This is a genomic window from Microvirga vignae (assembly GCF_001017175.1).
Lineage (GTDB): Bacteria > Pseudomonadota > Alphaproteobacteria > Rhizobiales > Beijerinckiaceae > Microvirga > Microvirga vignae.
On record NZ_LCYG01000032.1, the window covers coordinates 148206 to 162946 of the forward strand.

Here is a 14741-nt window from a genome sequence, read left to right on the forward strand (position 1 = left end):
ACTGCAGTCACATTGAAGGTGTTAGTAGCCATGACCATTCGCCCTCGGATCAGGGCAGTCGCTTATAACAAAATGTCACTGCCGTTACTGTGCATGGGGTTGAATTTAACTCTTGACACCAGACAGGGGACCCGAGGTTCGCCCTGTAACGCTCAGAAGGATTGTGGCTTAGAGCGAATTTGGCGTGAACGGAATCGACCTGTCTGATTCCGTGGTGCTTGGGGCGTGAGCAGCGAGGCTCACCACGACCGCACCGCGATCGCAGGATTTTCGTCGGCGTATTGTCCGGGCTGTTGCCAATGGCAGCTCAATCCGCCAGGCCCACCGCGCGTTACGAGGTCGGCCCATCGCCCGCCATGAAGCTGATGCAGCGGGTGCGCCAGACGGGCTCTTCTCTAGAGCGTGCAGCGATTGCGTGGAATCGGGATAGCTGATTCCATAGGGCTGGTTGTGATCGGCCGGAAGGCGTCCCATGCCAGCTCCTCTGTCCCGAGACTTGCGTGAGCGGATCGTGCGTGCGGTGGAAGGTGGATCGTCCATCCGCCAGGCGGCCCTGCGCTTTGAGGTCAGCCCCTCTGCGGCGGTCAAACTGATGCGGCGCTTTCGCCAGAGTGGCAGTCCGGCGCCGGCCCGCTTTGGTGGTCACCGTCGTCCCATCCTCGCGCCGCACGAGGCGCTCGTACGCGCTCTCCTGGATGCCAAAGCCGACATCTCACTGAAGGAGATCCAGGCCGAGCTGCACCGGCACGGCATCATGGTCGGGGCGACCTCCACCATCAGCCGCTGGCTCAGACGAGCCGGCCTGACGCACAAAAAAAGAGCCTGAGAGCCGCCGAGCAGGATCGCGCGGACGTAGCGCGCGAGCGACGGCACTGGCGGGTGTGGCAGGGCTTTATGGATCCGGCCCGCTTTGTTTTCCTGGACGAGACCGGCACATCCACCAACATGGTGCGCCGGTACGGGCGCTGCCCCAGAGGCGAGCGGCTGGTGGATGCCACCCCATGGGGTCACTGGAAGATCACCACCTTCGTGGCCGGCTTGCGCGCCAGTGGGCTGATCGCCCCGATGGTGCTGGATGGGCCGATGACCGGTGAGGTGTTTCGCGCCTATGTCGAGCAGGTGCTGATCCCGGAGTTGTCACCCGGTGATGTAGTGGTGCTCGACAACCTTGCGGCTCACAAGGTGGCGGGCATCCGAGAGATGATCCAGGCCGCGGGAGCGAGCCTGTTGTACTTGCCGCCGTACTCGCCCGACCTGAACCCGATCGAGCAGGTGTTTGCCAAGCTCAAGGCGCTGCTACGCAAGGCTGCTGCTCGCACCAAGGCGGCACTCTGGACCACCATTGGCGAACTGCTCGACAGCTTCCCGGCGGACGAATGCCAGAACTATTTCAGCAACTGCGGATACGAGTTCACCTAAATCGAACCCGCTCTAGCGCCAGAGCGGATTGGTGAGCATCGTCGCCCGGTGCTGGAACCGCATACGGATCTGCTCCGCAGCCTGGTCGCCGCGAAGTCCGGCATCACGCTGGTGGAGACCCAAGCCGCGCTGAAGGCGCGCGGGATCTAAGTTGGAGTGTGGCAGGGCTGTCGATCAACATATCTGCAGCCTCCGAAGCATTGTCATAGCTGAGTTCGAGTACGGAGGACCTGCCGACCATGGCGCTCAGTGTGAGGAATCCCTCGATGGAGAGGTGGTGGCGCGCATTGCGGGCTTCTTCCAGGAGGCGGACCAAGGCCTCGACTCGATCGAAGGGACGGATCTCGAAAGACATGGATGGCTCGTAGCGTGGAAACACGATGGCCGTGACCGGAACCTCCTCTGGATGAACCACCGTTCGAGGAGGTACGTACTTCACGGTTCGCCCGTCGGGCCTGAGATGAACCTGAAGCTCTTCCATGCCCGGAAAAAACTTTTGGAGAATGGGCCAGCTCCCAGGCTTGGCCGCGTAGGCGAGAGGGAGCCCGGAGACGGCTGAGCACCCGTTTCGAATCAGCACGACATCATCGGCAACCAATGGCCATCCACGGGCGTTGAGGACCGCCGCGAGGGTGCTCTTGCCGCTCCCGGAGGATCCAGTTAGCAACACGACACCCGCAGCGCTCCGCAGGGCTGCCGCATGGATTGCAAAACTATCCGGCTGCTGGATCAGAAGACTCTCCAAGAGTTCGATCTTAAGCCAGACGATGACTGCCGCAGGGTCTGGCAGTAGCCGGTCTGCCCCATTGGGCCCGAGAAGCCGGTAACCTTCCGAGGCACGGGAAATCACGAATGTGAAATCTACCGGCGCGTCGTCGAAGGCGCGGAGATGCCCGAACACGTCCCGAACCGCGCCGGCTATATTCGCATCGGGGTAGGACACGCAAATCCGAGCGCCAGCGAGACGGAAAGACTCCGTCGCGCTGGCGTCCACTTCAGGAGACGGTGCAGATGGGCTCCGTGTCCAAGCTCGGAGTTCCGGAGGCTCCGGCGGTCTGATGAAACCTGCGGCCTCCCACTGCTCGAGGCAGGCTGCGACATAGCTCTCAATCTGCTCGCGCGAACAGCCGGTCCTCGCGGAGAGCCGCATGACAACAGCATCGCGTGATACCCCCTCGACCCAGAGATCATGCCAAACGGCTGCAGCCAGCCCATCAAGGAGATACAGCTGCTGGTTGGGCTCCGAGAAGAGCACGCCACGATTGTCAAGGGCAGTTAGGGCGATACCCCGATGAGGCCGCAGATCCACTTAGTCAAACCGCTTTCCGCCCCGACCGCCACCAGGGAAGACTCCTCCGGTTGCGCCGCCGCCCGGGAACAGTTTGCCACCGGAACCGGCAATCGCATCCGAGTCCATGCTGGTTGAAAGCAGCAAGGTCACGGCGGGAGGAGTGAGCGCGGCGAAACGGCCCGCCTTCTTCAAGAAGCTGCGCCTCGATTCATCCTCAACTGGTAAATTTGTGTTGGGTGAGCGATCTGGATCTTCCACCATGTACTCCTCGCGAGCCGGTTTGAGTGACGGCAATGAAACGCCGACTAAAAAATTATGACACACGCAATGGCCGAAAGCTGAACAAAGGCGTCTTAGCTCAAATGAGGTAGGCTGAGATCAGGGACTGATCTTTCCTTGAAGGCGTCGGTATAGCCGAAAGATCGTCCAGACTGGCTCTATTCGCCTGAACCAGGAATTGCGCTCCAAGAAGATCTGACGGCCATAGAGCACGCGCGGAAGGAACCCACCCGCAGCGGCATCCTGGATATCGACACGGAGGAGCTCACTTAGATTGATGAGGCACAGCTTGAAGGCCCAAGGCAGCACTCGGAGCCGAAACCTCGAATGAAGCGCATCCCAGTCGACCGCCCCGGTTTTGATCAAGTCCCGGAGGTCAAGGAGATGCCTTAGATCGATCGAACCGCGCAGGAAATGCCGGTCATTGATCATGTCATGGGCAATGAGGTGGATCATGCGATCCGTGACGGGCGGGATCCTTGCTCGATGGCCCGCAACGTCCACGATCTCAGCGGCGGAAGTCGGATGCCCCTGGTAGAGGTGAGCCGGTCCAGGAGGGCGATGATGCAGATCGACGGTTCCCACGTCGCGAATACGGTAGAGCTTGGCATGGGCATGGTCGCCAGCTTTGAAGTTAGCCTTGTAGCCTAGGCTGAGAAGAGCCTCCATCGCCTGGGGCAGTTGCTCCGGAGGGACAAGGAGGTCGAGATCGGAGATCATGCGCAGCCCCAAAGCATCCTCCGGGGCAGTCCAGAGGATGGCAGTCCCTTTAAGGAGGATCGGCTCAATCCCGGCCTCGTTCAAGGTAGCAACAGCTTCGAGGCATTGCGTCTTCAGCCGGGCGTTCCGCTCGCAATTAAGATCGTACTGCAGTCGCAGATAAGCTCCGGCATCATCTGGAATCGCGACAGGTCTCTTGCTCTCGGCCAAGGCCCCATGGAGAGCCGGTCCAACGAGATGCTTATTGGCCTCGCGGATGATATTGTCCCAGTTCGGCGCGCTTGGCGCGTCGCCTCGCATACAGGCGGCCAAAGCCTCCAGGCTGGATTGTTGCCTTTCTGCTCGATGACCAATCAGCATTCTGCTCTTTCACTGGCTTAAGCGTCAGTATGAGACTAGGAAGTGTGTCCGGTCCAGTACTTCTTTAATCTAAAACTGCATCGGGATGTGTGCTTTGCCATTACGAGCGTCACACAAGCTTTTGCTCAGCGCACAATTCAGCCTCACAGATCCCGGCACCCTCGCCAGCACCAGGCTTGATCGCCTTCCGGGCTTGCGGCCAGCTTCGAGTTCGCCGGCGGAGATCTTAACCTTCTCCTGCCCGTTAGTGCCGATCCAGCCCCAGTTGTGCACTTGGCGCACCGTTCCGAACAGATCCCGCTCGCTCATGAGGCTGTAAAAGCGCCGGATGTCCTGCTTAGGTAGATCCGGTACAGCGCGAGGTGATCCTAGCCAGCGATCTCAAGCCGTTAGAGACGAAGGATGTTCACGTAGTCAAACTACCGAGGTTCTCGACCTCCTGATTATTGCTTGCCTCCCGCCAGATCGGGTCAGGTGATCTAGGGCGAAGCCGACCGCAGATGTACTGGCGCGCCCATTTCCTTGCGACGGCCAAGGGTCAGTAAAGAAAAGCGCCACCTGATGGCAGAGATGGTTTGACCTTCGCCCTTGAACCTGTAGCTTTAGTTTGGGGAGCGGGGACAAGAAGATCCTCGTTGGGGCAGATGCAGTTCTGGAAGTCTGTGCGGTACCGCGTATCGCTCATCCGACGCGGTGAGATTGAAGTCGCCACTGTCGAACGGCTCTTATCCTTTGCACTTCGAGCAGCGCTTTTCATAGCAGCTATAGGTCTTCTCTACTCAACTCTGGGACAGCCTCTGATCGCAAGCTGGAGGAGCACCGCTCAAATCCTCTCGAAGGCAGGATTCTGATCTTCGGCGGGGCCGTCGCGGACATATCGGCGGCCTCGTTCGCTTACTCCGACAGGTAGAATGATCCAAGGCTGTACTGGGTAGACCCCGAAAGCGGCGAGACTTTTATGACCTTGTGCATGCCGCGCGGATCTTCCTGCCAGTTCTTAATCTCGTGCTCTCGCACAAAGACATTGATCCCTAATCTTTCAACGAAGTGCTCTCCCATCTTCTCTGTACGGTTCACGTCGTCCCAGAAATCAGCATCTCTTCTGCCCTTCAGTTTGGCGGCCTCGGCCATGCGCGTCGCGCAAAGTAGATTAAAGACCTCGCGGATGTGCAGAGTCCTCCGCTGGAATCAGTTATACTGAATATTTGCAGCTACCCCCCGTAAAGCGGTCAGTAGTACGCTGCGAAACCTTCAAATCGCGCTCCACAATCAGCTTTGTCGCAATCATACTGTCTCTGTCGGGTCAGCAAAGGGATGGGAGCGCCGATTGCCACCGCTAGGAGGTGCCTATGCAGGAGTGGGTCTTTGCCTTTCTCCTGAACCTAATATTGTGGGCTGGAATTCTAATCCTGCTGCGCTGGCTATTCGCATAAACCTCTCAAAACCGCGCTTATCGGAATTGCGCCTGTCCCCTTATGCGCCGATCCATATCCCTTTGGGACGATTTTGATGCGCTCACGAAACAGTACGATCGACCGTCCTTAAGGGCGGATCACAGCGATGAAAGTCGGCAGCTCAGCAGACCACACTCAGAACAGTAAAGATCGTGGGTGGAGGCAGATATTGGGGCCACAGGACGCCGAGAATGTACTTCTAGTGATCATGATCAGCTGGGTCTCCGCAGCAGGTGCCCTTGTCTTCTTTGGAAAATTTGACCTGATCCTTCTATTGGTAACGGCGGGGTTTGTTGCTGTTCTAGTGGTGTTGAGTTCTGGCTTGTCTCTGCTCACTGCGGCCGCCCTTCGAAAGCTGACATCATGGTTTGCGTAGGGCCAATCCTGTCGGCCCCTCACAAGTCCTGATACCCCTGAGCGCTTCGTACATGCTATCGCCTTCAGCGCTGGCCAGCCTCGGGCCAGCTTGCCTGCTTAGAAGAGTTCTTCCGCCATGTAGGATTTGGTGTATGAACTCCAGGATATCTGAGCGTCGATTGAGTGAACGCTTCCCCACCTGCTTGGAAGGGTGGATCGCAGGAAAGACCCTGGGAGCAGCAATCGCCTGCACCGTCTGGGACTTATCTGAGACTGGCGCGTGTCTCGTCATCGAAGGACCCGCTGATGTTCCCGTTGACTTCGAGCTGCAGATCCCAAGCGAGTCCGCCGAGGCCAGAGTTCGGCTGATCTGGACGACTGGCACTCATTACGGGGCGGAATTTACGGATTAGAGCCGCTTCCACTTGCGTGGAATCAGCTCTCTTCTTTGCTCGGCCGCATTTTTGAACGGCGAACCGGATCCACTTCGCTGAAAAATGCTCTAGTGCATCGTGCAGAAAAGTGGACTCGGTTTTCCGCTCCCAACGATGCGCTCTCTAGAAAAGGGAGCATCGGATTAATCCGATGCTCTAAGCCATGTCTGAAAAGAGGTGACGCATGAGAGGTCAGCAACTGGAATCCGCGTGGACTGACGCCAACTGGCCCTTCGCGGCTGAGCAAGACCTCGCAATATTTCTCGCGATGACAAGGGAGGCCTTTGCAGCAGACAGCACCAACTCGCTCCCGGCCTTTGAGGCACTAGGGTACGTGGCCTCGTACTACTGGAGAAAGGATGAGGCGCCCGAAAGTGTCACCATCCCGTTTTGGGTCGTAGAAGTGATTGTCAGTGGGTATCAAAAGTACAAAGCAAGTCATACTGGCCCAGGCGGAGCACGGCTCAAGTTCGGCGAAGCCCTCCAGATGGAGGGGCATGGTCAAGGGAAGCGCCCACGCATCCACGACCACCTCAAGCAGCTCCGTGACATTCGTATCGCGATTCACCTCGTCCTTTTAGAGGAAAAGGGCTGGAAGATTGATGCGGCGATCCAGGAGCTTGCCGACAGGACCGGCATTCATCACACCACTGTCCGCGATCTCTGGGTTCGACATGCCGAACAGGCACGCAAGGCATTGCGGAACTTCCGTCAAGGCGAGACGCCACCCGAGCAAACTTCGTGAAGTTTTACGAGTGCCTTTCGCAGGCCATAGGCGACCAACTGTGACATCGATGGGCCATTCGCGAACAAAGGATCGCCAGTGGCTCACCAGAAATTCGATCAGCAGCCTGGGACGATAACCGCACTAGGCGCGGGCACGTCCCTTGTGGCGTTCGTAGGCTTGCTGGCGCACTTGGTGGTGCAGGCCGCAGTTGAACCAGCAGTGGCTGGCCACGCCAAGACCTCCGTTCGCGGTGAACCCGAACAGGAGAATTCCCGTGAAGCCAAAACCTGAGCCGCTCTTGACCCTGCATGACCTTGCTGCCCGCTGGCAGGTGAGCCTCAAGTCCGTGCGCCGCATCGCGTCACGTGGCGAACTCAAGGTGCACCGAATCGGCCACCAGATCCGCGTCTCGCCCGAAGACGCAGACACCTATGAGAAGCTCCATCGCAGCTAGAATCGATGGCCTCTGAGGGGCAGCTTTGTCCAATGATGGCAATGGCTTATTGGCTGTCGGGAGAACGCTTCCGGCTGAACGCCGTAGGACCAAAAAGCTGCTATTTCCCGAATAGCCCCCTGTGTCTACTCCTGTCCTCCCGAGGCCAGAACTGACCACGCGAGACGATCCCGATGAAGCATATCGACCCCGAGTTTCTCGCCCGTAGCAAGGCAGCGTTCCGCTCCGAGAGTAGCACGACCCTGGCTGATGTGAAGCGTCTCGCCGAGGCGGATACAGACCTGACCGATATCCAGCGCCGGGACCTCGTGTCGGCCCTGAACCGCCTCGAACACCTGTTCCGGACGCAGCTGGAGAAGTTGGAGGCGAGCCCGCGCCGTGCGCGCGAGCTTCTCGCCTCCGTAAGCCCGGCGCAGCTGGGCCTGTCGGACAAGACCTTCGCCAACATCCGCTCTCTGGTAGCCAAAGCCGTCCGGCGCTACGGCCAGCCGGGTTCGCCCCTGACCAAGTGCATCGCCATCGCTCCGTGCTGGCAAGAGTTGCTCGCTCGGATCGGTACCGCCTACCAGCGGCAGGCGCTGTATCGACTTGCCACCTTCTGCACGGTCATGGGTATCCCGCCGGAAGACGTCAGGAACCAGACGCTGCTTGGCCTCTACGCCGCTATCGAGACGGAGGAGATGGTCAAGCGCCCGAGGGGTGTTATCAAGGCCACAATAACCAACTGGAACCGCTCAGTCCGCACAGTGCAGGGCTGGACCCAGGTGCAGTTGTCTTCGCCGTTCAAGCAGGAGTCGTACACGCTGCCCCTGAGTGCCTTCCCACTCTCCTTCCAGGAGGACGTGGCGGCTTGGCGTGAGCGGATGACGAGCCCTGACCCGCTCGACGACGAGGCGCCGGCACGTGCCCTTCGCCCGGCCACGATCGAGCACCGCATTTTCCAGTTTCGCCAGTTCGGCTCAGCCCTCGTCCGTACCGGCCATCTGCAAATCGATGAGATCACGTCGCTCGCTGTGCTGTTTCAGCCGCTGGCCTTCAAGGCTGCCCTGCGCTTCTTCCTCAACCGCTCCGGCAAAAAGACCCAGCGCGTGCATAATCTCGCCCGCTCCATGCGCCTGATCGCCAAGCACTACTGCCGCATGGACGAGCCAGCGCTCGCGACGCTGGAAACCATCTGCAAGAAGCTCGATCCGGGCAACCGGCGCCAGATGACCACGCGCAACCGCAAGCGTCTCGGCCAGTTCGATGATCCACGTAATGTCGGCCGATTGCTGACCTTTCCAGAGCAGGAAGCGCGCCGGGCGCTCCGACAGAAGAACACGACCCGAGCCGCCAAGGGCATGGAGCGCGCTGTTGCGGTCGACCTGCTCATCCACTGCGGCCTGCGAATTGGCGCCCTGCGCACGCTGGAGCTGTCCGACTTCACTTGGCTCAACTCAGGATTGGCCGTGTTAGTGGTCCCTGCGGAGCGCACCAAAACGGGCCGGCCGCTGGAGTTCGAACTCAATGCCGAACTCACTGCACGCCTGAAGCGCCACATCGCGGAGTTCCGCTCCCGCCTGCCGGAGGCCGACAGCCTGTTTTTGTTCCCCGGTCCTCATGGTGGACCACGGTCAAAGACGGCAATGTCCGACGCGATTCGCGGGAGTATGCGGCAGGCCGGGCTCGAGATGAACCCGCACCTGTTCCGCCATGCGATTGCGAAGATCGCAGTCGAGGCCGATCCCGGCGCCTATCTCGCCGTCTCCCGCGTTCTCGGCCACACGACGCTCGACACCACCATGGGCCATTACCTCGGCACCGAGTCGAAGGCAGCCGGGCGGCATGTCGACCGGTTGCTGGACGAAGCAAGGGTCAAAGCCTCGGAGAGGATGAAGTGATGGCGCGGACCGTTGATCCAATGCGCCGCGCTCTGCCGGTTTCCAAATGGCCGCAGCGGGACCAAGAGACTTGGGCGGCTGCGCAAGCCGATGGCGACATCTTCGATGAGGGCAGTGGCGCGGCTCATTGGGCCTCTCGCACTCGTCTCACCAATGTCCAGCACTATGGCCGCTGGCTTGGCTATCTGCACTGGACCGGCAAGCTCGAGGAGGCTGCGGATCCGGCTGACCGGGTCACCCGCGAGGCTGTGCGCGCGTATAACTGCCACCTGGAGAGACTTGTGGCGCCGCGCACGCGCCTATCGATGCTGGTGGGCTTGAAGGTGATGATGCAGGCCATGGCGCCGGACCAAGACTGGCGCTGGCTGCAGGACGCTTGCAACCGGGTGCAGATCAGCGCCAAGCCGAGCAAAGACAAGAAGGCCAAGATGCGGCCGACGGCGGAGATTTTTGCGGCTGCCATCTCTGAACTGGAGCGCTTACCCGCTGGTTCTCTTTCGATCGAACAGGCGATTGCCTATCGCGATGTGCTGATGCTTGCCTTCCTGGCCAGCCGACCACTGCGGGTGAAGAACTTCACGAACCTGGAGATCGGCATCCATTGTTTGCCAACGAACGGCAATTGGCTGATCACGATCCCAACCGAGGAGACTAAGACCCGTCAGCCGATCAGCTTCGAGCTGCCGGAGCCGCTGGTACCCTGGTTCGAGCAGTATCTCGTCGAAGTTCGGCCCCTATTTCCTCAGGCGCAGAAATCGACGAGGCTGTGGCTGGGCAAGGAAGGCATCCTGCGCGACTCTCATGCTGTCTATCACCGGATCACCAAGCTGACCCGTCGTCTGTTCGGGATGCCGATCAACCCGCATCTGCTGCGCGATTGTGCCGCCTCAAGCCTTGCGGCCGTTTCGGCTGATATGGCCCGCGCCGCGGCGCCGCTGCTTGGGCATCGGCATTTCTCCACGACCGAGCGCTACTACATCCAGGCCGACAACCTCGCGGCAACCCGGCGGGTAAGTCGTATCCTGGAGCGGGTAAAGAGCATCTACGCCGATGAGGAGGAATGATGGAGAGAGCTCCTCATCCCCTGCCCCCTTCACTTCCTCCACGCGGTCTAAGCCGCGTCGAGGCTGCAGCATACATCGGTGTATCTCCCAGCTTGTTTGATCAGATGGTGAGAGACCGTCGCATGCCAAAGCCGAAGCGGATCAACAGCCGCACGGTATGGGATAGGCACAGACTAGATGCTGCGTTCGCTGCCCTACCCGATGAAGATGATGGTTCCGACTCCAACCCGTTCGACTTTGTTGAGAGCGTTTAGCGATGAGCAAAAGGCTGCCGAAATACTGTGTTGAGGACGTGGACCGCCATGGCAACGTCCGCATCTATTTCCGCCGACCAGGCCAGCGCAAGATCCGCCTGAAAGGCATTCCTTGGACGCCGGACTTTATGGAGGAGTACGGCAGGGCTCTCGCAGGCATACTCAAACCAAAGCAGCCGTTAGCTTCAGCGCGAGTCGCTAATGGCACGCTTAAGTGGCTCTTTGAGCAGTACTATCGATCAGCGGAATTCAAAGGGCTTGATGGTCGGACGCAGCGTGTCCGACGCGGTATTCTGGATAAGGTAGCGGAGAAAGCAGGCTCCCTGCCCTATGCTCGGCTCGAGACCAAACACATCAGGAAGTGGCGCGACGCCAAAGCGGATACACCCGAGGCCGCAAATGGGCTCGTGAAGGCGTTGCGCCAAGTCTTCTCTTTTGCTGTTGAAAGTGACATTGCGAACAGGAATCCGGCAAAGGATGTGCCCTACCTCCGAAGCGCAAGTCAGGGTGTCCACAGTTGGACGTTGGAGGAAATCGAACAGTTCGAGCAAGTGCATCCGATTGGCACCAAAGCCCGTCTTGCCCTCGCTCTGTTGCTCTACACCGGCCAGCGTCGATCCGACATAGTCCAATTTGGGCCGCACCATGTGCAGGGTGGCTGGCTTGCGTTTACCCAGCACAAAAACCGAAACAGGCACCCGATTAGGCTAGAGATCCCTATCGTTCCCGAGTTGCAGCGGATCATCGCCGCTTCACCACTCGGCAATCAGTCTTTCTTGGTAACGGATTTCGGTAAGCCGTTCACATCAAACGGCTTCGGTAACAAATTCCGCGAATGGTGTGACGCAGCCGGTCTAAAGCATTGCTCCGCTCATGGCTTGCGCAAGGCCGCGGCAGCACGGTTGGCGGAACAGGGGCGCTCAACCCGCGAAATTATGGCTGTGACGGGTCATAGGACCTCAAAAGAGGTGGACCGCTATACCAGGGCCGCCGAGCAGAAGAAGCTCGCAGCACGTGCGCTGGGTGTCCCACTTTCTGGTGCCACGACGGACCAGTGGGACAATTCCACCAAAAAGCCTAATGAACTCAAAGCATCGGGGAAGAGGATGGTGCCCAGGGGCGGAATCGAACCACCGACACTGCGATTTTCAGTCGCATGCTCTACCAACTGAGCTACCTGGGCATCCGATGCGCGGCTTGTGCCGTGCGCGTCGTGGGCGGTTGTATAGTCAGACCTTCGCCGCCTGTCCAGCCGCCTGGACGAGAAATTTTCATGAAAAATTTTCGTCAGTCTTCGCGGTCGTTCTCGTCCTTATCCTCGGGGTCATCCACGGCCGGAATGGCATAGCCGCCCGAGAGCCAGCGATTCAGGTCCACATCTGCACAGCGCTTGGAGCAGAAGGGCTTGAATTCCAGGCTCGCCGGTTTGCCGCAGATCGGGCACTTGCCGGACGAGGCCAGCGGCTTGTTCTCGTTGGCGGGCTCCATGCCTTTCCTCCTTCTGGGAATCAGGCGGCGTTGAGCCAGGTGAAGCGCACCGGGAAGCCCTCCCCGTCGAGCAGCGCCACCGTCTCGTAGAGCGGCAGGCCCACCACGTTGGTGTAGGAACCCACGAGCTTCACCACGAAGGTGCCGGCCAGGCCCTGGATGGCATAGCCACCTGCCTTGCCGCGCCATTCGCCCGAGGCGAGATAGCGCTCGAACTCCTCCCGCGAGAGACGCTTGAAGCGCACGCGGGTTTCCACGAGGCGCTCACGAACCGAATCCTTCGGGGTGATGAGGCTGATGGAGGTATAGACCCGGTGCGCCCGGCCGGAGAGCAGGCGCAGGCATGCCGCCGCCTCGTCCACCACCTCGGCCTTGGGCAGGATGCGCCCGCCCGCGACCACCACCGTATCGGCGGAGAGGATATAGGCGTCCTTCAGGTCCTCGCGGTTGCGGGCGGTCTTGCGGGCGACCTCGGCCTTGGCGCGAGCGAGGCGCTTGGCAAGGTCCTTCGGACCTTCGTTCTTCAAGGGCGCCTCATCCACATCGGCGGGCAGAAGGGCGTCGGGCTCGATGCCGCCCTGCTGCAGCAGGGCGAGCCTGCGGGGCGAGGCGGAAGCCAGAACGAGCTTCGGACGCCAGCTGGTATTCGACACCTCGGAAGAAGACGCCACTTTGATCTCCACGCTCCAGGGTCTTCGAGACCCTTCACGATTATTGCTTCTTTGGGCGTAAAGCTACGCCCGGTCACAACATGGCACCTGCGTTAAGTGAATCAAGCGCCGGGGGGCGGCTCGACGCCTGAGGGGGCCGGCTGGACGTCCGCGCCACGCATGGCATCGTCCCGCTCGAGCTTCCGGTAGCGCATGACCCCGATGGGGATCGTCAGCAGGAAGAGAACCGTGATCAGGGCCAACATCTCGAAGGGGAAGCTGATGAGCAGGCCGAAGGCCGCGACCGACAGCACGAAGATCGGCAGAACCCACTGGCGCGGCACATACTTGCCCATCGTCTTTCCCGAATAAGTCGGGATGGTCGAGACCATGAGGAAGGCGATACCGACCGTGTAGATTAGGACGACGGGGGCCACCGAGGAGTCCCGGATCGGCGTGCCGAGGAATGAGAGGTACAGCGGCAACAGGGCGCACATGGCCCCCATGGGGGCTGCCATGCCCACGAAGAAGTTTTTCTTCCACTCGGGCCGGTTGGGATCGTCGATCATGACGTTGAACCGGGCCAAGCGCAGGGCTGCCGCGATGGCGAGCACAATGGAGCCGATCCACCCGAGCGAGCGCAGTTCGTGCAGGACGAAGCTGTAGAGGATGAGCGCCGGGGTCACGCCGAAGTTCAGGAAATCCGCCAGGGAATCGAGCTCCGCACCGAAGCGGGAGGTGCCCTTCAGGAGCCGCGCGATGCGTCCATCCACCCCATCAAGGAAAGCAGCCACGATCACCGCCAGCACCGCCTGTTCGTAGCGCCCCTCGAAGGCGAGCCGGATCGCCCAGAGGCCCAGGCACAGGGCGATGAGCGTGATGATGTTGGGGGCGATCATTCGGAACGGAACGGGCTTGAAGAGCCGCTTGCGCGGTTCGTTCGGGTCCGGGGCGAAGGGAGGAAAAAGGTCACTCATGGCGAAAACCTAGGGGGAGCCAGCCTGACCGGCAAGTAGAGCTGAGCAGTGTGCAGTTATGGGAGAAGCGCAAACTGCTGTGGACAGTTCCGTCCAAAGGCCCGCGGGAGCGGAAATCCGCCCCCGCACGCGAAAGGCATTAGAGCATCGGACCCGAAGTAGGGTCCACCTTTCCGCACGATGCGCTAACCGACCCGATACTGGCGGGCGGGCTCATTGGCGGTCAGGTCCGCCAAGACCGTCTCGCCGGCCACCGCCGTCTGGCCGAGCCCGACAAGGACTTGGGCGGAGAGCGGCACATAGATGTCGAGGCGAGAGCCGAAGCGGATGAGGCCGAAGCGCTCGCCAGTGCTCAACATATCGCCCACCTTCACGAAGGAGACGATGCGGCGTGCCACGAGGCCCGCGATCTGCACCACGCCGATGCGAGTGCCCGCCGTCTCGATGACGAGGGCGTTGCGCTCGTTGTCCTCGCTTGCCTTGTCGAGCTCCGCATTGAGGAAGAGGCCCGGCGTATAGAGGATCTGCTCGATCCGGCCCGCGACCGGCGAACGGTTCACGTGGCAGTCGAACACGTTCATGAAGACCGAGATGCGCGTCATGGGCTCAGGCGGCAGGCTGAGCTCGGCCGGGGGAACGGCCGTGGTGATGAGGTTCACACGCCCATCTGCCGGAGAAATGACAAGGCCCTCGCGCATGGGAGTCACGCGCGGCGGATCGCGGAAGAAGTAGCAGACCCAGACGGTGAGAATGGCGCCGATCCAGCCAAGCGGCGACCAGAGCCAAGCCAGGACGATGGTCGCGAACAGCGCGATCAGGATGAAGGGATAACCCTCCTTGTGGATCGGGACGAAGATGCGACGCATCGATTCCAGAATATCGGTCATTCTTTGAAGCCTTTATCGAGTTTGCGTGGGATGGCAGGCGCGGGCG

General features: G+C 60.3%; 17 protein-coding genes, 1 tRNA gene and 1 pseudogene. 9 read left to right on the forward strand and 10 right to left on the reverse strand.

Features of this window, described 5'->3' with window-relative positions; genetic code table 11:
* Positions 1-472: 472 nt before the first annotated feature.
* A protein-coding gene (locus AA309_RS33085) for an IS630 family transposase (RefSeq protein ID WP_150117540.1) occupies positions 473-1419 on the forward strand; the annotation gives its coding sequence in 2 pieces (ribosomal slippage) (positions 473-811 and positions 814-1419; 945 coding nt in all).
* A 103-nt stretch (positions 1420-1522) separates the two neighbouring features.
* Here the strand turns inward: AA309_RS33085 and AA309_RS13235 are convergent.
* Positions 1523-2728 carry a PqqD family peptide modification chaperone gene (locus AA309_RS13235; RefSeq protein WP_047189466.1) on the reverse strand — a complete coding sequence of 402 codons (1206 nt, stop codon included), beginning with the start codon at positions 2726-2728 and terminating at the stop codon, positions 1523-1525.
* A 106-nt stretch (positions 2729-2834) separates the two neighbouring features.
* On the opposite strand from AA309_RS13235, the gene AA309_RS35200 reads away from it, so the two are divergent.
* Positions 2835-3029, forward strand: coding sequence for a hypothetical protein (locus AA309_RS35200; protein WP_160310460.1), 195 nt, complete (start codon positions 2835-2837; stop codon positions 3027-3029).
* Between the two features lie 59 nt (positions 3030-3088).
* Here AA309_RS35200 and AA309_RS13245 read toward each other — a convergent pair whose 3' ends face one another.
* The 3 genes from AA309_RS13245 to AA309_RS13255 form a co-directional block, all read right to left on the reverse strand.
* Entirely contained in the window at positions 3089-4009 is a 921-nt protein-coding gene (locus tag AA309_RS13245) for a nucleotidyltransferase family protein (RefSeq protein ID WP_052954696.1), read from the reverse strand.
* Positions 4010-4138: 129 nt separating this feature from the next.
* Positions 4139-4378 carry a hypothetical protein gene (locus AA309_RS13250; protein WP_047189468.1) on the reverse strand — a complete coding sequence of 80 codons (240 nt, stop codon included), beginning with the start codon at positions 4376-4378 and terminating at the stop codon, positions 4139-4141.
* A 585-nt stretch (positions 4379-4963) separates the two neighbouring features.
* On the reverse strand, positions 4964-5200 hold the full coding sequence (locus AA309_RS13255; protein ID WP_047189469.1) for a hypothetical protein: 237 nt from the start codon (positions 5198-5200) through the stop codon (positions 4964-4966).
* Between the two features lie 832 nt (positions 5201-6032).
* Between AA309_RS13255 and AA309_RS37695 the strand changes: the two genes are divergently transcribed.
* The 6 genes from AA309_RS37695 (at position 6033) to AA309_RS36435 (ending at position 10693) form a co-directional block, all read left to right on the forward strand.
* Positions 6033-6293, forward strand: coding sequence for a PilZ domain-containing protein (locus tag AA309_RS37695; RefSeq protein ID WP_425286874.1), 261 nt, complete (start codon positions 6033-6035; stop codon positions 6291-6293).
* A 205-nt stretch (positions 6294-6498) separates the two neighbouring features.
* Positions 6499-7059, forward strand: coding sequence for a hypothetical protein (locus AA309_RS13265; RefSeq protein ID WP_047189471.1), 561 nt, complete (start codon positions 6499-6501; stop codon positions 7057-7059).
* A 256-nt stretch (positions 7060-7315) separates the two neighbouring features.
* The gene (locus AA309_RS13270; protein WP_047189472.1) at positions 7316-7495 is read left to right on the forward strand and encodes a helix-turn-helix domain-containing protein; all 180 of its coding nucleotides are present in this window, start codon (positions 7316-7318) and stop codon (positions 7493-7495) included.
* 173 nt (positions 7496-7668) lie between these two features.
* Complete coding sequence (locus AA309_RS13275) at positions 7669-9375, forward strand: tyrosine-type recombinase/integrase (RefSeq protein ID WP_047189473.1); 1707 nt, start codon at positions 7669-7671, stop codon at positions 9373-9375.
* The gene (locus AA309_RS13280; RefSeq protein ID WP_047189474.1) at positions 9375-10439 is read left to right on the forward strand and encodes a tyrosine-type recombinase/integrase; all 1065 of its coding nucleotides are present in this window, start codon (positions 9375-9377) and stop codon (positions 10437-10439) included. The genes AA309_RS13275 and AA309_RS13280 overlap by 1 nt, the downstream gene beginning before the upstream one ends.
* Positions 10439-10693, forward strand: coding sequence for a helix-turn-helix transcriptional regulator (locus AA309_RS36435; RefSeq protein WP_047189620.1), 255 nt, complete (start codon positions 10439-10441; stop codon positions 10691-10693). Before AA309_RS13280 ends, AA309_RS36435 begins: the two co-directional genes overlap by 1 nt.
* Before the next feature lie 239 nt (positions 10694-10932).
* On the opposite strand, the gene AA309_RS36440 is transcribed toward AA309_RS36435, so the two are convergent.
* Positions 10933-11391 carry a hypothetical protein gene (locus AA309_RS36440; RefSeq protein ID WP_244470344.1) on the reverse strand — a complete coding sequence of 153 codons (459 nt, stop codon included), beginning with the start codon at positions 11389-11391 and terminating at the stop codon, positions 10933-10935.
* On the opposite strand from AA309_RS36440, the pseudogene AA309_RS36445 reads away from it, so the two are divergent.
* Positions 11284-11631: pseudogene (locus tag AA309_RS36445) on the forward strand (tyrosine-type recombinase/integrase); the annotation flags it as partial. The gene AA309_RS36440 and the pseudogene AA309_RS36445 overlap by 108 nt on opposite strands.
* Positions 11632-11800: 169 nt before the next feature.
* On the opposite strand, the gene AA309_RS13295 reads toward AA309_RS36445, so the two are convergent.
* The 5 genes from AA309_RS13295 to AA309_RS13315 form a co-directional block, all read right to left on the reverse strand.
* Positions 11801-11876: transfer RNA gene (locus tag AA309_RS13295), tRNA-Phe, on the reverse strand.
* Positions 11877-11980: 104 nt separating this feature from the next.
* Positions 11981-12181 carry a DNA gyrase inhibitor YacG gene (yacG, locus tag AA309_RS13300; protein WP_047189475.1) on the reverse strand — a complete coding sequence of 67 codons (201 nt, stop codon included), beginning with the start codon at positions 12179-12181 and terminating at the stop codon, positions 11981-11983.
* Positions 12182-12201: 20 nt separating this feature from the next.
* Positions 12202-12852 (reverse strand): Maf-like protein, encoded by a 651-nt coding sequence (locus AA309_RS13305; RefSeq protein WP_047189476.1) that lies wholly within the window; start codon positions 12850-12852, stop codon positions 12202-12204.
* Positions 12853-12953: 101 nt separating this feature from the next.
* Positions 12954-13808, reverse strand: coding sequence for a CDP-alcohol phosphatidyltransferase family protein (locus tag AA309_RS13310; protein ID WP_047189477.1), 855 nt, complete (start codon positions 13806-13808; stop codon positions 12954-12956).
* Positions 13809-13993: 185 nt separating this feature from the next.
* A complete protein-coding gene (locus AA309_RS13315) occupies positions 13994-14695 on the reverse strand; it encodes a phosphatidylserine decarboxylase (RefSeq protein WP_047189478.1) in 702 nt (233 codons plus the stop codon).
* Positions 14696-14741: the final 46 nt, after the last annotated feature.